This window comes from Xanthomonas prunicola (assembly GCF_025266575.1).
In the GTDB taxonomy this organism is placed as follows: domain Bacteria; phylum Pseudomonadota; class Gammaproteobacteria; order Xanthomonadales; family Xanthomonadaceae; genus Xanthomonas; species Xanthomonas prunicola.
The window spans coordinates 3,407,160-3,426,944 of sequence record NZ_CP096142.1; the positions used below are offsets into that span (position 1 = coordinate 3,407,160).

General features: G+C 63.9%; 21 protein-coding genes. 17 read left to right on the forward strand and 4 right to left on the reverse strand.

Features of this window, described 5'->3' with window-relative positions:
- Positions 1–95 precede the first annotated feature (95 nt).
- Positions 96–782: an OmpW/AlkL family protein gene (locus M0D43_RS14595; protein ID WP_252161977.1), complete on the reverse strand. Its 687-nt coding sequence runs from the start codon at positions 780–782 to the stop codon at positions 96–98.
- A gap of 140 nt (positions 783–922) precedes the next feature.
- Between M0D43_RS14595 and M0D43_RS14600 the strand changes: the two genes are divergently transcribed.
- From M0D43_RS14600 to lpdA, 5 genes are all read left to right on the forward strand, one after another.
- Positions 923–1,483: a DNA-deoxyinosine glycosylase gene (locus tag M0D43_RS14600; RefSeq protein WP_252161978.1), complete on the forward strand. Its 561-nt coding sequence runs from the start codon at positions 923–925 to the stop codon at positions 1,481–1,483.
- Positions 1,484–1,710: 227 nt separating this feature from the next.
- A complete protein-coding gene (locus M0D43_RS14605; RefSeq protein WP_260807311.1) occupies positions 1,711–2,457 on the forward strand; it encodes a DUF2884 family protein in 747 nt (248 codons plus the stop codon).
- 129 nt (positions 2,458–2,586) lie between these two features.
- Complete coding sequence (locus M0D43_RS14610) at positions 2,587–4,362, forward strand: dihydrolipoyllysine-residue acetyltransferase (protein WP_252161980.1); 1,776 nt, start codon at positions 2,587–2,589, stop codon at positions 4,360–4,362.
- The gene (locus tag M0D43_RS14615; RefSeq protein ID WP_252161981.1) at positions 4,359–5,006 is read left to right on the forward strand and encodes a hypothetical protein; all 648 of its coding nucleotides are present in this window, start codon (positions 4,359–4,361) and stop codon (positions 5,004–5,006) included. Before M0D43_RS14610 ends, M0D43_RS14615 begins: the two co-directional genes overlap by 4 nt.
- A 16-nt stretch (positions 5,007–5,022) precedes the next feature.
- A complete protein-coding gene (gene lpdA / locus M0D43_RS14620) occupies positions 5,023–6,846 on the forward strand; it encodes a dihydrolipoyl dehydrogenase (protein WP_252161982.1) in 1,824 nt (607 codons plus the stop codon).
- Positions 6,847–7,042: 196 nt separating this feature from the next.
- On the opposite strand, the gene M0D43_RS14625 is transcribed toward lpdA, so the two are convergent.
- A complete protein-coding gene (locus M0D43_RS14625; protein WP_252161983.1) occupies positions 7,043–7,372 on the reverse strand; it encodes a hypothetical protein in 330 nt (109 codons plus the stop codon).
- Between the two features lie 35 nt (positions 7,373–7,407).
- On the opposite strand from M0D43_RS14625, the gene M0D43_RS14630 reads away from it, so the two are divergent.
- Positions 7,408–7,680 (forward strand): DUF6624 domain-containing protein, encoded by a 273-nt coding sequence (locus tag M0D43_RS14630; RefSeq protein WP_260807312.1) that lies wholly within the window; start codon positions 7,408–7,410, stop codon positions 7,678–7,680.
- 56 nt (positions 7,681–7,736) lie between these two features.
- Here M0D43_RS14630 and M0D43_RS14635 read toward each other — a convergent pair whose 3' ends face one another.
- Positions 7,737–8,549 (reverse strand): hypothetical protein, encoded by an 813-nt coding sequence (locus M0D43_RS14635; protein WP_252161985.1) that lies wholly within the window; start codon positions 8,547–8,549, stop codon positions 7,737–7,739.
- Positions 8,550–9,181: 632 nt separating this feature from the next.
- Between M0D43_RS14635 and M0D43_RS14640 the strand changes: the two genes are divergently transcribed.
- The 10 genes from M0D43_RS14640 to M0D43_RS14685 all read left to right on the forward strand — a co-directional run bounded on the left by M0D43_RS14640 (position 9,182) and on the right by M0D43_RS14685 (position 17,352).
- Complete coding sequence (locus M0D43_RS14640; protein WP_101362187.1) at positions 9,182–9,547, forward strand: hypothetical protein; 366 nt, start codon at positions 9,182–9,184, stop codon at positions 9,545–9,547.
- Between the two features lie 25 nt (positions 9,548–9,572).
- On the forward strand, positions 9,573–10,373 hold the full coding sequence (atpB, locus tag M0D43_RS14645) for a F0F1 ATP synthase subunit A (protein ID WP_016901015.1): 801 nt from the start codon (positions 9,573–9,575) through the stop codon (positions 10,371–10,373).
- A 72-nt stretch (positions 10,374–10,445) separates the two neighbouring features.
- On the forward strand, positions 10,446–10,748 hold the full coding sequence (atpE, locus tag M0D43_RS14650; protein ID WP_002814105.1) for a F0F1 ATP synthase subunit C: 303 nt from the start codon (positions 10,446–10,448) through the stop codon (positions 10,746–10,748).
- 114 nt (positions 10,749–10,862) lie between these two features.
- The gene (locus M0D43_RS14655) at positions 10,863–11,333 is read left to right on the forward strand and encodes a F0F1 ATP synthase subunit B (protein ID WP_016901014.1); all 471 of its coding nucleotides are present in this window, start codon (positions 10,863–10,865) and stop codon (positions 11,331–11,333) included.
- A 3-nt stretch (positions 11,334–11,336) separates the two neighbouring features.
- Complete coding sequence (locus tag M0D43_RS14660; protein ID WP_252161986.1) at positions 11,337–11,864, forward strand: F0F1 ATP synthase subunit delta; 528 nt, start codon at positions 11,337–11,339, stop codon at positions 11,862–11,864.
- Between the two features lie 47 nt (positions 11,865–11,911).
- Positions 11,912–13,459 carry a F0F1 ATP synthase subunit alpha gene (gene atpA / locus M0D43_RS14665; RefSeq protein WP_252161987.1) on the forward strand — a complete coding sequence of 516 codons (1,548 nt, stop codon included), beginning with the start codon at positions 11,912–11,914 and terminating at the stop codon, positions 13,457–13,459.
- A 113-nt stretch (positions 13,460–13,572) separates the two neighbouring features.
- The gene (atpG, locus tag M0D43_RS14670; RefSeq protein WP_252161988.1) at positions 13,573–14,436 is read left to right on the forward strand and encodes a F0F1 ATP synthase subunit gamma; all 864 of its coding nucleotides are present in this window, start codon (positions 13,573–13,575) and stop codon (positions 14,434–14,436) included.
- Between the two features lie 122 nt (positions 14,437–14,558).
- A complete protein-coding gene (atpD, locus tag M0D43_RS14675) occupies positions 14,559–15,965 on the forward strand; it encodes a F0F1 ATP synthase subunit beta (protein ID WP_046963369.1) in 1,407 nt (468 codons plus the stop codon).
- A 159-nt stretch (positions 15,966–16,124) separates the two neighbouring features.
- Positions 16,125–16,547, forward strand: a complete 423-nt coding sequence (locus M0D43_RS14680) for a F0F1 ATP synthase subunit epsilon (protein ID WP_252161989.1) — start codon at positions 16,125–16,127, stop codon at positions 16,545–16,547.
- Positions 16,548–16,782: 235 nt separating this feature from the next.
- Positions 16,783–17,352: a chorismate mutase gene (locus M0D43_RS14685; RefSeq protein WP_101362181.1), complete on the forward strand. Its 570-nt coding sequence runs from the start codon at positions 16,783–16,785 to the stop codon at positions 17,350–17,352.
- A 521-nt stretch (positions 17,353–17,873) separates the two neighbouring features.
- Here the strand turns inward: M0D43_RS14685 and M0D43_RS14690 are convergent.
- Positions 17,874–18,257: a GtrA family protein gene (locus tag M0D43_RS14690; protein ID WP_101362180.1), complete on the reverse strand. Its 384-nt coding sequence runs from the start codon at positions 18,255–18,257 to the stop codon at positions 17,874–17,876.
- Between the two features lie 143 nt (positions 18,258–18,400).
- On the opposite strand from M0D43_RS14690, the gene glmU reads away from it, so the two are divergent.
- Complete coding sequence (gene glmU / locus M0D43_RS14695) at positions 18,401–19,765, forward strand: bifunctional UDP-N-acetylglucosamine diphosphorylase/glucosamine-1-phosphate N-acetyltransferase GlmU (protein WP_252161990.1); 1,365 nt, start codon at positions 18,401–18,403, stop codon at positions 19,763–19,765.
- Positions 19,766–19,785 lie beyond the last annotated feature (20 nt).

Sequence of the window (19,785 nt, forward strand, 5' to 3'; positions counted from 1 at the left end):
TCCTAAACGTTAAATTCCCTTTAAACTGAGGTTTTGATCAAAAAAACAGGCCCTTACGGGCCTGTTTGGTGGAGGTGCTTAGTCAATAGGTCTGCTTAGAAGCGCGCGCCGATGCCGAAGCCAACGGTCCACGGATCCAGTTCCAGCTCGCTGCCGGTGCCCTGGCCGCCTACGCGCAGTTCCGGACGCGAACGCATGTAGCGGGCGTCGGCGCGTGCGAACCAGGTGGAGTTGATGTTCATGTCCACACCAACGGTGCCGATGACACCCTTAGCGGTGCTCAGGCCCACGTGATCGCCGGTGGTCGACGCCGCATCGATCTTCTCGTTGCTGAAGTTCGACTCGTAGTAGCCCACGCCCACGAACGGACGGAACTGGTTGTCGGCTTCGCCGAAGTGGTACTGGCCGCTGATGGCGATCGGCTGCTGCTCGACGGTGCCAACCTTGCCCACGCCGTCGGCGGTGACGCGGTGGTTGAACTTGTCGGCAGCGCCCCACAGTTCAACGGCCCAGTTGTCGTTGATGTAGTAGCTGGCGCTCAGCGTCGGTGCCGGGCCGCCATCGACGTCCAGGCCCGGAGCCGGATTGTTCTTCGGGTTCAGCAGCGCCACGCCGCCGACCACGGCCCAATGCTTACCCGAGGCGGTGTCGCCGCTGGTGGACATCGTGCTGGAGGAAGTCGAGGAGGTGTCGCCGGTATAGGTGGTGTCCTGCGCGAACGCGGACGGTGCAATCGCAAGTGCAGATACAGCAGCCAGGCTCAGGATGGAAATGGAACGCATGAGGGTCTCCTCGTCTTGTTGTTAGGCCCGTGGAGTGGGCCGCGCCAAAACTATTCCTAAAAATCTGAATCCACGCCCACCTGTGGCTCGCTAAAATTTCGTTTGTTCAGGAAGTCCCCCGAGAAGGCCGCCGTTACGTCATGCAACCTGAAAAAGACATTCACGCAGATGCGATGGCTGTGACGAAAAAACACGTCAGCCAAGGCCTGCCAGCGCACATTCGCAGCGATTGCAGGGTATTGCTGCTTGGCTCGATGCCCGGTGTCGCATCGTTAGAAGCCGCGCGTTACTACGCACACCCGCGCAATCGTTTCTGGCCGTTGATGCATGCCTTATTGGGCATTGAGACAGCTGCAAGCTACGCATCGCGCTTGCAAGCGGTGATCGACCATCGTGTGGGTTTGTGGGATGTCATCGGCCAGTGCGAGCGGCGCGGCAGTCTGGATACGGCCATCGTGGCGGCGAGCATCGTGGTCAATCCACTGCCCGCGCTGCTGCCCACGCTGCCGCAGCTACGCATGGTGGCCTGCAATGGCACTGCGGCAGCGCAGGCGTGGCGCCGGCATGTGCAGCCGCTGCTATCGGCGGAGCTGCGCGCGCTGCCAGTCGTCGCCTTGCCGTCCACCAGCCCCGCCAATGCCGCCTGGTCGCTGCCGCGTCTGGCAACAGCCTGGCAACCGCTGCCAGATGCGGTGCGCTGACTGAGGTGAGATGAAGTGGGGTCAGTGTGGAAGGCGAGCGCCGTGCGTTGAATGTTGCGACTGTCGCAACACCTCGTTCTGATTGCGGATGCACGCCGCTGGCACAGCTACCGACGCGCGCGCTGCGTGCATCGGGGCCACGGGCCAGAAGTCATGCCTGCGTCCGGCACAGGCCTGCGGGCCACACCAGCAGGCATGCTGCAGCCAGCGCACAACGGAGTGGCGACATGACGATCAAGCCCGCAATCACCATGGCAGCCGGCCTGCTGGGCGCCATAAGCGCAGCCAGTGCAGACGACATGCGCTGCGAGGTCAGCAGCGATTACGAGCTCACGCTCAACCCACGCAGCCTGATCCTGATCCGCGAATCAGGCACGCCGCAGCGGTTGGTCATGCGCCAGGGAGCCTTGTTCGTCGACGACCGCTGGGTGGAACTGAGTGCCGACGATCGCACCCGGCTGATCCAGTTCGAGCGCCAGACCCGCGATGTTGTCCCCTTGGCGCAGGCAGTCGGGCGCGAAGCGGCCGATATCGCAGTCACCGCAGTGGGCGAGGTGGCAGCTGGCTTCAGTCGCAGCCCGGAAGCCACGCGCGCGCAGTTGAGAAAAGTGCGCGAGAAGATCGACGTACGCTTGAAGCAGGGTCTCAGCAAGAGCCAGCTGACCCTGGTCGATATCGACGACGACATCGGCGCGCTGGTGGCCGAGTTGCTGCCGCAGCTGATCGGCGATGTGGTGGCCGGCGCGGTGCAGTCCGCAATGACCGGAAATGACGTGCAGCTGCGTTCGCTCGATGGCGTGGAAGCGCGCATCGAGCGCCTGGTCGAGCCACAGGCGCGCGCATTGCGGCCGCGCGCCCAGCAGTTGTGCGAACGCCTGGAAGCACTCGATGGACTCGACAATGCGCTGGCGTATCGTTTGCCGTCAGGCGAGCCACTGCAACTGTTGCGGGTCGATCCACGCGCGGCGAAATGATCGGTGCACGCACGCATGGGGACGCTGCATCCCGCCGGGCGTGGGATTTTTTGCACGGCAATGGTTGGCGCTGCGGCCCGCAGCCGGCCACAATAGGGGTTTCCCCATTCTGTTGCCGGAGTTCCCCGTATGGCCGAAATCAAGGAAGCACTTGTCCCCGATATCGGTGACTACAGCGACGTCCCGGTAATCGAGGTGCTGGTGTCTGTCGGCGATACGGTCAGCAAGGACCAGAGCCTGGTCACGCTGGAATCGGACAAGGCCACCATGGAAGTGCCCTCGTCGGTGTCCGGCGTGGTCAAGGAGATCAAGGTCAAGGTCGGCGATTCGCTCTCGCAGGGTGCGCTGGTGGCGTTGATCGAAGTCGCCGATGCAGGCGCCGATGCCGCCAAGCCCGCAGCTGCCGCGGCGCCCGCCCCACCGGCCAAGGCGGCTCCCGCCGCTGCTCCGGCACCTGCCGCCAGGGCTGAAGCTGCTGCGCCTGCGGCATCTTCCGGTGGCGGCCTGATCGAAGCACGCGTGCCCGATATCGGCGATTACACCGACATTCCGGTGATCGAAGTGCTGGTTGCCGTCGGCGATACCGTCGCCAAGGACCAGAGCCTGGTCACGCTGGAATCGGACAAGGCCACGATGGAAGTGCCGTCCTCGGCTGCCGGCGTGGTCAAGGAGCTCAAGGTCAAGGTCGGCGATACGTTGTCGCAGGGCAATGTCGTGGCGATCATTGCAGCCAGCGATGGCGGCGCGGGTGCAGCGCAGTCGCCCGCCAAGCCCACCACCGACACTGCCGAGACGGCAGGCAAGGTCGAGCCGGTTGCGGTGTCGGCCGAGCCGGACAAGCTGGCCCAGCGCGAAATCGCGCAGGTGCAGGGCGGCCGTTCCGGCACCGGCACGCAGGTAGCACAGGCTGGTCAGCCATCGGCTGGCAACCCGAGCAGCCCGCCGGTGACCTTCGATGCCGATAGCGTGCTTCCCTCCAAGGTGCCGTACGCCAGCCCGGTGGTGCGCGTGTTCGCACGCGAACTGGGCGTGGACCTGAACCAGCTCAAGGGCAGTGAAAAGGGCGGCCGCATCACCCGCGAAGACGTGCAGCGCTTTGTGAAGGCCGCACTCAGTGGCGGCGCACCTGCCGCAGCCGGCGCTGCGCCGGCCGGCAGCGGCAATGGCCTGAACCTGCTGGCCTGGCCGAAGGTGGACTTCAGCAAGTTCGGCGAGACCGAGACCCAGCCGCTGTCGCGCATCAAGAAGATTTCCGGTGCCAACCTGGCGCGCAACTGGGCGATGATTCCACACGTCACCCAGTTCGAACAGGCCGACATCACCGACCTGGAAGCCCTGCGCGTGGCCCTCAACAAGGAAAACGAGAAGGCCGGCATCAAGCTCACCATGCTCGCCTTCCTGGTCAAGGCCAGTGCCGCGGCGCTGAAGAAATTCCCCGAGTTCAACGCCTCGCTGGATGCGGCCGGTGAAAACCTCACGCTGAAGAAGTACATCAACATTGGCTTCGCGGCCGATACACCGAACGGCCTGGTCGTGCCGGTGATCCGCGACGTCGACAAGAAGGGCGTGCTGCAGATCGCGCAGGAAAGCGGCGAGCTGGCCAAGAAGGCGCGCGATGGCAAGCTGGGCCCAGCCGACATGAGCGGCGGCTGCTTCTCGATCAGCTCGCTCGGCGGCATTGGCGGTACGGCGTTCACGCCGATCATCAATGCGCCGGAAGTGGCGATCCTGGGCGTGTCCAAGTCGGCGATGCAGCCGGTCTGGAACGGCAAGGAGTTCGCGCCGAAGCTGATGCTGCCGTTGTCGCTGAGCTACGACCACCGCGTCATCGACGGCGCGCTGGCGGCCCGCTTCACGACCTACCTCAGTCAGGTGCTGGCCGACATGCGTCGCGTCCTGCTGTGAGGGCTGCGCTGCTGACCATCGCCGTGCTCGGCGTGCTGCCGTGGACAAACGCGGCCGCACGCGAATGCGAGAGCACGCTCGGGCGCGGCTGGCCGCCGGCCGTGGGCAACTACGGGACTGCTGTCACCACGCTGTTGGATGGCGGCAGCAAACCGGCCTTGTCGTTGCTGACGCTGCCCACACATGGTGTGGAGAGTGCAGTGTCGCTGGTGCCGGGCAAGGACGGCGCTGACTGGACGCTGCGGCACAGCCGCGCCGACGAGCGCGTCTACAGCTGGGTCAGCCAGACCGACCGCGGCAGCGTGCAGTTCCGCACCGAGCAGACCCCGGAAACGGTCGAGATCCCGATTCCGGCGGCCCTGGCCAAGCGCTTGGTCAGCAACTGGACCAACACGCTGACCCAGCTCGCACCGAACGGACGCACTGCGCCGGTGAGCGAGGGCGAAGTGCTCTCGTTCCAGGTCGATGGCGTGCGCTACAGCGGTGCTCGCCCGAGCTGCGGCGCCGGCGAGTTGCTGTTGAAACAGGCCGCACTGTTGATCGAAGCCAGCGAAGGCAAGGAAAAGAAGCGCGACAAGCGCTGGACCCAAATCGAATCGTCGCTGGATGAACTCCAGCAGACGCTTGCCGGCACGGCCGGTTGAGCTACAGGAGAAGCAAATGGCGGTCATTGAAATCAAGGTTCCCGACATCGGCGATTACAGCGATGTCCCCGTCATCGAAGTGCTGGTCGCCGTCGGCGACAGCGTGGTCAAGGATCAGGGCCTGGTAACGCTGGAGTCGGACAAGGCCACGCTGGAAGTGCCGTCCTCGGCCGCCGGTGTGGTCAAGGAACTCAAGATCAAGGTCGGCGACACCCTCTCCGAAGGTGCGCTGGTGCTGTTGCTCGAAACCGAAGGCGAAGCCGCTGCGTCGGCCAAGGTCGAGACCAAGGCTGCCCCGGCCGCTGCAGCGCCTGCCGCCGCACCGGGCAGCAAGCCGCCGGTGACGCCGTCGCATCGCGCGCCGGCCGAACCGGCGCCGCCCAAGCCCGCACTGGCTAGCGGCAAGCCGGCCGACATCGAATGCAAGATGGTGGTGCTCGGCGCCGGCCCCGGTGGCTACACCGCCGCCTTCCGTGCGGCTGACCTGGGCCTGGAGACGGTGCTGATCGAGCGCTACGCCAGTCTGGGCGGGGTCTGCCTCAACGTCGGCTGCATTCCGTCCAAGGCGCTGCTGCATGCCGCCGCGGTGATCGATGAAGTGGCCCATGCGGGCGACTTCGGCGTGGACTTCGGTCAGCCCAAGATCACCCTGGACAAGCTGCGCGAGTACAAGGAAAAAGTGGTCGGCAAGCTCACCGGCGGCCTGGCCAGCATGGCCAAGCAGCGCAAGGTGCGCACCGTGACCGGTGTGGCCAGCTTCGTCTCGCCCAATGAACTGGAAATCGTCGGCGACGACGGCAAGACCCAGCTGCTGCGCTTCGAACATTGCATCATCGCGGCCGGTTCGCAGGCGGTGAAGCTGCCCAACTTCCCGTGGGACGACAAGCGCGTGATGGATTCCACCGACGCGCTGGAGCTGCACGACATTCCCAAGACCCTGCTGGTGGTCGGCGGCGGCATCATCGGCCTGGAAATGGCCACGGTATACAGCGCGCTCGGCAGCAAGGTCACCGTGGTCGAGTTCATGGACCAGCTGATGCCAGGCGCCGACAAGGACCTGGTCAAGCCGCTGGCCGACCGTCTGAAGAAGCAGGGCGTGGACGTCCATCTCAAGACCAAGGCCACCGACGTCAAGGCCGACAAGGCCGGCATCACCGTGTCCTTCGAAGCGGCCGTGGAGGGCGAAAAGCCCGGCCTGCAGGCCACCGTGTACGATCGCGTGCTGGTCGCCGTGGGCCGCACCCCCAGCGGCAAGAAGATCGGCGCGGAGAAGGCAGGCGTGGCCATCACCGACCGCGGCTTCATTCCGGTCGATCGGCAGATGCGCACCAACGTGCCGCATATCTTCGCCATCGGCGACATCGTCGGTAACCCGATGCTGGCGCACAAGGCCACCCACGAAGGCAAGCTGGCCGCTGAAGTGGCGGCCGGCGAGAAGAAGGAATGGGTGGCGCGGGTGATTCCGTCGGTCGCCTACACCAACCCGGAAATCGCCTGGGTCGGCGTCACCGAGACCGAGGCCAAGGCCAAGGGCCTGAAGGTCGGCGTGGCCAAATTCCCGTGGGCCGCCAGTGGCCGCGCGATCGGCATCGGCCGCACCGAAGGCTTCACCAAGCTGATCTTCGACGAAGAGACCCACCGCGTGATCGGTGGTGCCATCGTCGGCGTGCATGCCGGCGACTTGCTGGCCGAGATCGGCCTGGCGATCGAGATGGGCGCCGAGGCCGAAGACATCGGCCACACCATCCACGCCCATCCGACCCTGAGCGAATCGGTCGGCATGGCCGCCGAGGTCTACGACGGCACCATCACCGACTTGTACATGCCGAAGAAGAAATAAGCGCTTCCCGCTGCGCTGCTGACAACGCCCCGCCTTGCGCGGGGCGTTGCCGTTTGGGCGGGGCTGCACAGTACGGCGATGGATTGCAGCCGATCACATGGAGAGAGCTGTCATGCGCCACGGAATGTTGCAAATGTTGCTGCTGTGCAGGGTCGCCGTGGTGTCTATCGCCCGCGCGCAAGAACCGGACGATCCCTCACTGGCTGCCGCGTTGGCCGAATGCCCGGGTGCCGAAACCTTCGACCGTGCGCAGCGGCAGGCCAGGACGCGTGCCGAGGCAGCGCGCGCATCCGAGATTGCGTCGCCGACCGATCCTGCGCTGCGTCCAGGTCTGCTGGAGATGAAACGCGTCGACCGACGGGCGACCACTGGCGATTGGTCGCCGGCGGGCATGACCAAGATGGCTGCCGTGGATGCGACGCATCTGCCGCAGATGCGTCGCATCGTGGCCGAGCACAAGGGCCTGCCGGGCGCGGCGCAGGTTGGTCGCGATGATGTCGCTGGCGCGTGGCCGCTGGTGCAGCATGCCGACGCCGACCCTGCATTCCCCAGGAACAGGTGGTGGGCACGCTGGTACCGCACGTTGCACGCGGCGCGATCCCTACGCGCTTCGTGGGGGTGTTGACCGAACGCGTGGTGGTCGGCAGCGGCAAGCCGCAGCGCCAGTGCATCGAGCTGGTCCCGCAGCAGGGCCATTGGGTGCCCGAGCCGATCGAGGATCCAGGCTACGTCGATGAAAGGCGCGCTGCCGTCGGGAGATGCCGCTTGCCGATTCCATTTGCGTTGCCGCGCGGCGGTTTCCCGCACCGTAACGGTCTTTCATGGCAACGCTGACAGAACGCAAAAAGGCCCGCAAAAAGCGGGCCTTTCGTGTGCAAGAGTGGGGCGGATCAGAACGCGAACGTTACGCCTGCCACCGGGCCCTTGAACTCCTGCTTCAGGCCGATCAGGCCGTCGCTGCCGCTCTTGTCGACGTCCAGCTTGAACCAGTCGTAGCCGGCAAAGATGCCGAAGTTCTTGGTGAAGCGGTATTCGGCAATTGCATTGGCGCGGCTCAGATCGCCTTCGTAGTCGCCGAAGTCGCCCCAGCTGGTGTTGAGGTACTGGCCCTGCACGTTGAACAGCCAGTGTTCGCTCGGACGCGCGGTGAAGCGGATGCCGACGACCGGCGCAACGCCGTCTTCGCTTTCGTCCACGACGTTGCCAGTGAACGCGCTACCCAGGTCGGCATACGCATTGGCTTCGACCTTGGCGTACTCGGCACCGATCTGCAGGCCCAGACTGAATTCCGGCGAATCGACCACCGAGTAGTCGTACACGAAGGTCGCAACCTGATATTTCAGCTCGCCCTTGATGAAGCTGCCGCTCGGCACGGTCACACCGCCGGCGCTCAGATCCTGGGTCAGGGTCTCACGGCGATCCTTGTCGTACTTGAAGTAGTCGAAGATCAGACGCTGACGGGTGCTGATGCGGAACACGCCATCCACGCGCGGCTCCCATTCCTTGCCGCCCAGCTTGAAATCTTCGTTGACCGACACGTTGTTGCCCGCCAGCAGCGTGTTGCCGCGGATGGTGTTGTCGTTGTCCACATTCATCGCACCGAGGCGAATCTGGAAGCGGTCATCGGTATCTTCAGCGTGTGCGGGCGCGACGTAGGCGACGGCCAGAACGCACGGGATCGCCAGTGCGAGGAGGTGTTTCATGGGAGCTCCGAATTCTTGGAATGGTCAGGCCGTTGGGCCTGTGGCGCGCACTATCGATAAGGTGACGTCTTCCAGAGGTGAAGGACCTGTCGCACAGCTGTGAAGGCGGAGATAGCAATCGGACAAAACGGTCCGCATGTCCAATAGGCATGGGCGCCGCACACCGGCGACGGCAAGTTCGGCGCTGAAAACGACACGTGAAAAGTGTGGCGTAGTGCATACCTTCAGGTACGGTCGCCGCTGCCCATTGCGCAACCAGTGCAGCGCCATGCCGCAAGGTGGCCGCCATCGCGGCGCCGCAGGGATCCAAACGAGCGTGCGCTGCAGCGGATTGGACCGCCGATGGGAAAGTGTCATGTGCGACAAAATGCGTACAAAAGCAGGAGCCCCGGTCTCCCAGGGCTCCCAGACGCGGCCTGCGGCGTTACCTTTCGACGAGGATGTGCAGGCCTCGCAAGTTCTGACCGCCGGTTTGTGGCAAAGTTCCCATCCGCTGCGACGGCCGCCACGTGGTGCATCGCAGCAAGTGATGACCTCTGCCGGTTGTCTCGCAATTTGTCCCATTGCTATACTTTCGCGGCTCGACGAGGCGCAACTGCGCTTCCCACCCATTCACACGTAAGGTAACCGTAGTGCTGAACTCCGTTGACGCGGGTCGGCGGTTGATGCTGCGCGCTGCGGTATATCCGCTTGCCGCCGTAGCTATAACCAGTCTGGGGTTGCTGTTGGTCGGTCCCCGTTACTCTGCAGGTCTGGCATTGACCGGATGTGCGACGGTGCTGGGCGGTTGGGTTGCGGCACGTACCGCGCTAGGTGGCGGGATCCAGGCAGCGGGCATCGCCATGGTGCGGCTGATCCTGGCGATGGTGCTGAAGTGGGTGTTGGTTTTCGTGGCGCTGGCGCTCGGCTTCGGCCTGTGGCGGCTGCCTCCTCTGGCTTTGTTGGCGGGTATCGCCATCGGGCTGATTTTTCAGGTTCTGGCTCTGGCCAGGCGTTGATTCGAACTTAAAGGGCTCCGGACACATGGCGGGCGAGGCAGCAACACCTACCTCCTATATCCAGCATCACTTGCAGAACCTGATCTATCCGGTTCGTGAGGGTGGCGGCACGTTTTGGACCATCCACGTCGATACCCTGGTCATGGCGGTGTTGATGGGTCTGGTGATGGTCTTCGCGTTCTGGACGGCCACGCGCAATGCCACCGCCGGCGTGCCGGGCAAGTGGCAGGCATTTGTGGAAATCTGCCTGGAATTCGTCGATCGCCAGGCCAAGGACACCTATCACGGCAGCAGCAAGCTGGTGACGCCGATCGCGATCACCATCTTCTTCTGGATCCTGTTGATGAACCTCATCAAGATGATCCCGGCCGATTTCATCGCCATCCCGCTGGGCTGGGCCGGCATCCACGCCTGGAAGCCGGTGCCCACCGCCGACGTCAATGCCACCTTGGGCATGTCGATCAGCGTGTTCTTCCTGATGATCGTGTTCTCGCTGCGCTCCAAGGGCGTGGGCGGCATGACCAAGGAATTCCTGACGGCGCCGTTCGGCAAGTGGATGATGCCGTTCAACCTGCTTTTGAACATCGTCGAGTGGCTGAGCAAGCCGATTTCGTTGGCGATGCGACTGTTCGGCAACATGTTCGGCGGCGAGATCGTCTTCCTGCTGATCTGGGTGCTGGGCGGTGCGGGCATCGCCGGCATGGTCGCTGGCGGCGTATTCGGCCTAGGCTGGATGCTGTTCCACCTGCTGGTGATTCCGCTGCAGGCCTTCATTTTCATGATGCTGTCGATCGTGTATCTGAGCCTGGCCGAAGACAGCCACTGAGTTTGCGTCACCCTTCATCTGCTTCATTCCGCTTCATCCATCACCCTTAGAAACTTTCGTTCGGAGATCACCATGTACCTCGCCGTCCTGACCAACCTCGCTCAAGTCCAGAGCTCCACCGTCCTCGCCGTCGGCATCATGATCGGCTTGGCCGCGCTGGGTGCCGGCCTCGGTCTGGCCATCATGGCTGGCAAGTTTCTGGAATCGGCTGCGCGCCAGCCGGAACTGATCCCGGTGCTGCAGGTCCGCATGTTCATCACCGCCGGCCTGATCGACGCCGCGTTCATCATCAGCGTCGCCGTCGGCCTGCTGTTCGCCTTCGCCAACCCGCTGGCCCAGGTGTTCATCGAGCGTCTGTCGCAGGCTGCCGGCTGATCCAGCGGTAGCAGGATGTGGAGGCAACCGCGTGCGGTTGCGTCCGCGGATGAAGGTCGGAAAGCGTCGCCCATGCGGTGGCGCTTTCACCCCTAAACAGCGATTGAGCGACCCATGGATATCACCCTTACCATCTTTGCCCAGGCGCTGGCCTTCGCCGGTCTGATCTGGATCGTCGCGACCAAGATCTGGCCGCCGCTGCTGCAGGCGATCGAAGAGCGTCAGCAAAAGATCGCTGAAGGTCTGGCTGCGGCCGATCGCAGTCAGAAGGATCTGGCGCAGGCGCAGGAAAAGGTCAACGAAGCACTGAAGGATGCACGCACCAAGGCCAACGAGATCATCGATCAGGCCCATGCGCGCGCCAACCAGATCATCGAAGCGGCCAAGCACGAGGCAATTGCCGAAGCCAACCGTCAGAAGGATCTGGCGCAGACTGAAATCGATGCATCCGCCACGCGTGCACGCGAGGAGCTGCGCAAGCAGGTCTCGGTGCTGGCTGTCAGCGGTGCAGAAAAGCTGCTCAAACGCGAAATCGATGCCAACGCCCACAAGGCGCTGCTCGACGAGCTGGCGGCGGAGATTTAAGCGATGAGTCAGGCCCTCACCCTTGCCCGTCCCTACGGCCGTGCCGCGTTTGCGATCGCGCGTGAGGGCGGCAACTTCGCGCCCTGGTCCGATGCGCTGGCGTTTTCGGCGCAGGTGGCCGGCGACCCGCGCGTGGCGGCATTGCTGCTCAACCCGGCCCTGGGCCAGGAACAGGCAGTGACGCTGTTGGCGCCGCCGCAGGCGGGCGAGGACTATCTGCGTTTCCTCGGCGTGCTAGCCGATGCGCAGCGGCTGTCGCTGCTGCCGGAAGTGGCAGGCTTGTACGAACAACTGCGTGCCGATGCCGAACACGTCGTCAAGGCGACGGTGACGTCGGCCGCGGCAATGAGCCAGACCGAACTCGACACGATCGCTGCTGCGCTGAAGAAGCGCTTCGGCCGCGAAGTGGACATCACCACCGCAGTCGATGCGTCGCTGATCGGCGGCGCGGTGATCGACACCGGCGACGTGGTCATCGACGGCTCGCTGAAGGGCAAGCTTGCGCGTCTGCAAAGCTCGCTCGCCCACTGAATTCACATAAACGCATGGCCCCCGCGGCCGGCACCTAGGACTGAACGATGGCAACCACGCTCAACCCCTCCGAAATCAGCGACCTGATCAAGACCCGCATCGAGGCGGTCAAGCTGTCCGCAGAGTCGCGCAACGAAGGCTCCGTGACCAGCGTGTCCGACGGCATCGTGCGCATCTTCGGCCTGGCCGACGTGATGCAGGGCGAAATGATCGAACTGCCGAACAACACCTTCGCGCTTGCTTTGAACCTGGAGCGCGATTCGGTCGGCGCCGTGGTGCTGGGCGATTACGAAAACCTGCGCGAAGGCGACGTGGCCAAGACCACCGGCCGCATCCTGGAAGTGCCGGTCGGTCCGGAACTGCTCGGTCGCGTGGTCAATGCGTTGGGCGAGCCGATCGACGGCAAGGGCCCGCTGGGCGCCACCCAGACCGCACCGGTGGAGCGCGTTGCGCCCGGCGTGATCTGGCGCAAGTCGGTCGACCAGCCGGTGCAGACCGGTTACAAGTCGGTCGATGCGATGATCCCGATCGGCCGCGGCCAGCGCGAGCTGGTCATCGGTGACCGCCAGACCGGCAAGACCGCGCTGGCGATCGATGCGGTGATCAACCAGAAGGGCACCGGCATCAAGTGCGTGTACGTGGCGATCGGCCAGAAGGCCTCGACCGTTGCCAACATCGTGCGCAAGCTCGAAGAGAACGGCGCGCTGGCGCATACCGTGGTGGTGGCTGCGACCGCGTCCGAATCGGCCGCGATGCAGTACATCAGCCCGTATGCCGGCTGCACGATGGGCGAGTACTTCATGGACCGCGGCGAAGACGCGCTGATCGTGTACGACGATCTGTCCAAGCAGGCCGTGGCCTACCGCCAGATCTCGCTGCTGCTCAAGCGCCCGCCGGGCCGCGAAGCCTATCCGGGCGACGTGTTCTATCTGCACTCCCGCCTGCTCGAGCGCGCTGCGCGCGTGTCCGAGGAGTACGTGGAGAAGTTCACCAACGGTGCGGTGACCGGCAAGACCGGTTCGCTGACCGCGCTGCCGATCATCGAAACGCAGGCCGGCGACGTGTCCGCGTTCGTGCCGACCAATGTGATCTCGATCACCGACGGCCAGATCTTCCTGGAAACCGACCTGTTCAACGCCGGCATCCGTCCAGCCGTGAACGCCGGTATCTCGGTGTCGCGCGTCGGTGGTGCGGCCCAGACCAAGATCATCAAGAAGCTGTCCGGCGGCATCCGTATCTCGCTGGCGCAGTACCGTGAGCTGGCGGCGTTCGCGCAGTTCGCCTCGGACCTGGACGAAGCCACCCGCAAGCAGCTCGAGCGCGGTCAGCGCGTCACCGAACTGATGAAGCAGAAGCAGTACGCGCCGATGTCCATCGCCAACCAGGCGCTGTCGATCTACGCCGTCAACGAGGGTTACCTCGACGATGTGCCGGTCAACAAGCTGCTGGGGTTCGAAGAAGGCCTGCACGCGCACTTCGCCAATACCCAGGGCGAGCTGGTCTCCAAGATCAACAGCACCGGCGGCTGGGACAACGACATCGAAGCCGGCTTCAAGAAGGGCATCGAAGAGTTCAAGACCACGGGCAGCTGGTAACTCCAGCTGCGGGAATCGGGAATAGAGAATAGGGAATCGTCAAAGCGGGGTTGGCTGTGCCAATTCCCGACTCACGATTCCCCATTCCCACTAAGCAAGCGAAGCGAGCGAGTATGGCAGGCGGACGCGAAATCAAAACCAAGATCAAGAGCGTGCAGAACACCCGCAAGGTGACGCGCGCGCTCGAAATGGTCTCGGCCTCCAAGATCCGCAAGGCGCAAGAGCGCATGAAGACCTCGCGTCCGTATGCGCAGGCGATGAAGCAGGTGATCGGCCATCTGGCGCAGGCCAGCACCGATTTCCAGCATCCGTTCCTGATCGAGCGTGAGCAGGTCAAGCGGGTCGGTTACATCGTGATCTCTTCCGACCGCGGCCTGGCCGGCGGTCTGAACAACAACCTGTTCCGCAAGATGCTGGGCGAAGTACGCCCCTGGCAGGACAAGGGCGCCGAGATCGATGTGGTGACCATCGGCCAGAAGGCGTCGGCGTTCTTCCGTCGCATCAAGGTCAACATGGTCGGCAGCGTGACCCACCTGGGCGACAGCCCGCAGGTCGAGCAGCTGATCGGCGTGATCAAGGTGATGATCGATGCCTTCATCGAGGGCAAGGTCGACCGCGTGTATCTGGTCTACAACCGTTTCGTGAACACGATGACGCAGAAGGCCAGCTTCGATCAGCTGCTGCCGCTGCCGGCGGCCGAGCACAAGGTGGCGCACCACGATTGGGACTACCTGTACGAACCCGATGCCGCCACCGTGCTGGAGCACGTGATGACGCGTTACATCGAGTCGCTGGTGTACCAGGCCGTGCTGGAAAACGTGGCCTCCGAACATGCCGCGCGCATGGTGGCGATGAAGGCCGCCAGCGACAACGCCAACAAGATGATCGGCACCTTGCAACTGGTCTACAACAAGGCGCGTCAGGCGGCGATCACCCAGGAAATTTCGGAAATCGTCAGCGGCGCGGCCGCCGTATAGCCGGGAATAGGGAATGGAGAATCGGGAATGGTCGAAGCAGCAGCACTTGATCTTCCCATTCCCGACTCCCGTTTCCCTATTCCCGACACAAGAATCGAACAGACATTAGTGGAGTTATCCAAATGAGTCAGGGCAAGATCGTTCAGATCATCGGCGCGGTCGTCGACGTCGAATTCCAGCGCAATGAAGTGCCGAAGGTCTATCACGCGTTGAAGGTCGAAGGCACCGAAATCACCCTGGAAGTGCAGCAGCAGCTCGGCGATGGCGTGGTGCGCACGATTGCGCTCGGCTCCACCGACGGCCTGAAGCGCAACCTGCTGGCCACCAACACCGAGCGCGCCATTTCGGTGCCGGTCGGTGCCGGAACGCTGGGCCGCATCATGGACGTGCTGGGTCGTCCGATCGACGAAGCCGGCGACGTGCAGGCGTCGGACCATTGGGAAATCCACCGCGCTGCGCCGTCGTATGAAGACCAGTCCTCCAGCACCGAGCTGCTGGAAACCGGCATCAAGGTCATCGACCTGATGTGCCCGTTCGCCAAGGGCGGCAAGGTCGGCCTGTTCGGCGGCGCCGGCGTCGGCAAGACCGTCAACATGATGGAACTGATCAACAACATCGCCAAGGCGCATAGCGGCTTGTCCGTGTTCGCTGGCGTGGGCGAGCGTACCCGTGAGGGCAACGACTTCTACCACGAGATGAAAGACTCCAACGTGCTGGACAAGGTCGCGATGGTGTACGGCCAGATGAACGAGCCGCCGGGCAACCGTCTGCGCGTTGCGCTGACCGGCCTGACCATGGCCGAGTATTTCCGCGACGAGAAGGACGAGAACGGCAAGGGCAAGGATGTGCTGTTGTTCGTGGACAACATCTATCGCTACACGCTGGCCGGTACCGAAGTGTCCGCGCTGCTTGGCCGTATGCCGTCGGCGGTGGGTTACCAGCCGACCCTGGCCGAGGAAATGGGCGTGCTGCAGGAGCGCATCACCTCGACCAAGAGCGGTTCGATCACCTCGATCCAGGCCGTGTACGTGCCTGCGGACGACCTGACCGACCCGTCGCCGGCAACCACCTTCGCTCACTTGGATTCGACCGTCACGCTGAGCCGTAACATCGCCTCGCTGGGTATTTACCCGGCGGTGGATCCGCTGGACTCCACCAGCCGCCAGATGGACCCGCTGGTAATTGGTCACGAGCATTACGACACTGCCCAGCGCGTCCAGCAGACCTTGCAGAAGTACAAGGAACTGAAGGACATCATCGCGATCCTGGGCATGGACGAGTTGAGCGAAGAAGACAAGCAGTCGGTATCGCGCGCACGCAAGATCGAGCGCTTCTTCAGCCAGCCCTTCCACGTGGCCGAAGTATTCACCGGCTCGCCGGGCAAGTATGTGTCGCTCAAGGACACCATCCGCGGCTTCAAGGCGATCTGCGACGGCGAATACGACCACCTGCCGGAGCAGGCGTTCTACATGGTCGGCAGCATCGAAGAAGCGGTCGAGAAAGCCAACAAGATGAGCGCCAAGGCCTGATGGATCCCAGCCGCTGTGCGGCTGGAATCGGGAATCGGGAATCGTAAAGGCGGGTTGTAGGCGAGTCGGAGTGCGGGAACCAGGAAGCGTGCGCAGCCAGCCGCTCTTCCCATTCCCGAATCCCGATCCCCGATCCCCGCCTCACTTAAGTGAGGCACCATGAGCACTATCCGTTGCGACATCGTCAGCGCCGAGAAGGAAATCTTCCACGGTGAGGCGACCCTGGTCGTGGCCACCGGCGAGTTGGGCGAGCTGGGTATTGCACCCAAGCACGCGCCGCTGATCACACGCCTGAAGCCGGGCAAGGTGGTGGTGACCACCGCCAATGGCGAACATCTGGATTTCGCTATTTCCGGCGGCATCCTGGAAGTGCAGCCGCAGGTGGTGACCATCCTGGTCGACACCGCAGTGCGTGCACAGGACATCGACGAAGCAGCCGTGCGCAAGGTCAAGGAAGAGGCCGAGCGGCTGCTTGCCAACCGGGGTAGCACGGTGGACGTGGCCGAGGCGCAGCGTCGGCTGGCTGAAGCGACGGTGCAATTGCAGGCGCTGGAGCGCTTGCGTCGCAACCTCAAGCACTAAGTGTCTGCGTGCCGACCCGATGGGGAGGCGTGCACTGCAACCCGCTGCAAGGTCATCTGCAGAGAAGACTTTCGAAACGCCGACCCTCCCTCGTGTCGGCGTTTTCGTTTTTGGAGATCCGCCTGCGGGTCCGCGAATCGGTCGTGGTGCGCGGCAGGCACACTGCCTGTCTTGGCGCACCGCTGCCCGGCAGTGGTGCATGGCAACGTTATCCAGCTACGTTAAGGAACATGGTATGGCCCGCTCGATCGATGGCATTCGCGCTTACATAGTGACCGGCCTGTTGGCCGCCGGACTGCTGGGGTGCGCACTGCCGGCGCGCAGCCAGCCGCCGCTGGATCTGTTGATGGACCGCATCGTGCAGCGCAATGCCATTGGCGATGCGGTGGCGCTGAGCAAGTGGGACAGCGGCAAGCCGGTGCTGGATCAGGCGCGCGAGGCGGCGGTGTTGCAAAGCGTGCGCGACCAGGCGCCCGCGCATGGGCTGGATGCCGACGACGCGGCGCGTTTCTTTGGCGCGCAAATTGAAGCCAACAAGTCGGTACAGTACGCGCTATTGAACCGTTGGCACGAGCGCGGACGTGCACCGAACACCGCACGTCCGGATCTCACCGCGCTGCGTGCACGCCTGGATCAACTGCAGGGCGAACTGCTCGATGCGTTGGCCGATGTGGCATCAGCGCGTAGCGCGCCCGACTGCCCGGCCAGCACGGCGCGTGCGGCATCGCATTACGCCGAGCAGTGGCAGCTGGATGCGCTGCATCACGCCGCACTGGTGCGCGGACTGGGCGATTTTTGCCACTGATTGGCGCGGTGGAATGGGTCTATGCTGAACCGCTCGCTGTCATGCGGTTTAGAGCGGCCGACAAAACCGATGAGCGCTCGCCTGGTGGTGAGTGCAGTGATTTTGTCGGCCGCATCTTGGTGGATGCAGTCAGACGCCCAGGTCGAACGCTGCGTGTGTCCAAAGCGCGGTGCTCCACCGCTCGCGGGACACGCGGTGAAGCCGTCCATGGGAGCTCGATGGCGGCATGCATGCCGCCAATGGCCCTGCAATCGGCGAGGACACCGCACTAGAAGTTTGCGCATTGCTTTATTGAAAGCCATGCACACCGGCCAACGCGACTGGTCCTTGCCCGCCTGCCGGTACGGGACCTCACGCGGCATGGATGCCGCATCAGAGCTGACAAAGACGTACGTCCCATCGATCAGCACGTGAGAAGATGCAGTTACTCCGCTGCGGGATGTCTGCGCGCAAGCGGTGCCCCAATTCTGCTTCATGTGCCACACGAGCGAACAATCGCTCACGGCCTGCGCATGCTTGGATCAGCGATACACCACGTGTCGGTTCAGGAAGAACGACACGATCGCCAGGCCGCCTTCGACCAGCGGTTTTGCCAGCCAGGCCTGACGTAACCCGAGCAGATCGACCGTGGTCGAGAGCAGCCAGGTGCTGATCACGGTCAGTGCCAGCCACATCAGCGCGAAGCGGCGGAAGCGTTGCCAACCCAGCCGCGCATCGCCCTGCTGGGCAAAGGTGTAGCGGCCATTGAGCCAAAAACCGAGCATGGCGCCGCCGATGCGTCCCAACAAATTGGCCGGCACCGCAGGCATGCCTGCGGCGGTGGCGGCGATGAAGATGCCGCAATCCACAGCCAGCTGCAGGGCGCCAATCATCATGAACTGGCGGCCTTGGCGGAACAGACTCATGCGTGTCGGAGCAAAGAAAGGGCGCCCATCCTAGCGGCAGTGAGGCGCAAACGCTGTCATCGCGGACGAACACCGCATCCGGACAACGACGCGACGGGGTGCAGCGACTAGAATTTAGCCATCTATATGTCTGGAATGTCTTGATGACTCTGCCCCTGCACGTTGTGATACTGGCCGCGGGCGAGGGCAAGCGCATGCGCTCGTCCCTGCCCAAAGTACTGCAGCCGCTGGCGGGCCAGCCGATGCTGGCGCATGTGATCGCCACCGCGCGGCAGCTGCAGCCGGCGGCGATCCATATCGTGTACGGGCACGGCGGCGATCAGGTGCAGGCAGCCTTCGCCGATCAAAGCGATCTGCAGTGGGCCGAGCAGCGCGAACAGCTGGGCACCGGACATGCAGTGCAGCAGGCGATGCCTGCGATTCCCGACGCGGCGACGGTGCTGGTGTTGTACGGCGATGTGCCGCTGATCCGCAGCGACAGCCTGTTGCAGTTGCTGCATGCACCGGGTCGCATGGCGGTGCTGGTGGCCGAACTGGCCAATCCAACCGGCTATGGGCGCATCCTGCGCGATGCGGAAGGCAAGGTGGCCGCCATCGTCGAGCAGAAGGATGCCAACGACGAACAGCGCCGCATCCGCACCATCAATACCGGCATCCTCACCGCCGAATCCACCGCACTGCGCCGCTGGTTGGGTGGCTTGTCCAACGACAATGCGCAGGGCGAGTTCTATCTCACCGATGTGTTCGCCAGCGCCGCCGCCGATTTCACGCCGGCCGACATGGTGCATGTGGCCGACCCGCAGGATGTGGAAGGTGCCAACGACCCGTGGCAGCTGGCCCAGCTCGAACGCGCCTGGCAGTTGCGCGCTGCACGAGCGCTTTGTCTGCAGGGCGTGCGGATGGCCGATCCGGCGCGTGTGGAGCAGCGTGGCAGCGTGCAGGTAGGCCGCGATGTGCAGCTGGATATCGATGTGATCCTGGAAGGCAATGTGACGCTGGGCGACGACGTGGTGATCGGCCCGTTCGTGCGCCTGTGCGACGTGACGCTGGGTGCCGGCACGCAGGTGCGTGCGCACAGTGATCTGGACGGCGTGGTCACCGAAGGCGCGGTGCAGATCGGCCCGTTCGCGCGCCTGCGCCCCGGCACCGTGTTGGCCGATGGTGTGCACATCGGCAATTTCGTGGAGACCAAGAAGGTCACCATGGGCGTCGGCAGCAAGGCCAATCATCTGACCTACCTGGGCGATGCGGTGATCGGCAGCAAGGTCAACATCGGTGCCGGCACCATCACCTGCAACTACGACGGGGTGAACAAGTCGCAAACCACCATCGGCGATGGCGCGTTTGTCGGCTCCAACAGCGCGTTGGTGGCGCCGATCGAGATTGGCGCCAACTCCACCATCGGTGCCGGGTCGGTGATCACGCGCGATGCACCGGCAGGGCAGCTCAGCGTGACGCGTGCGCGGCAGACGGTGATCGAAGGCTGGGAGCGGCCGACCAAGAAGTAACATGGAGCGGTGTCGCGATG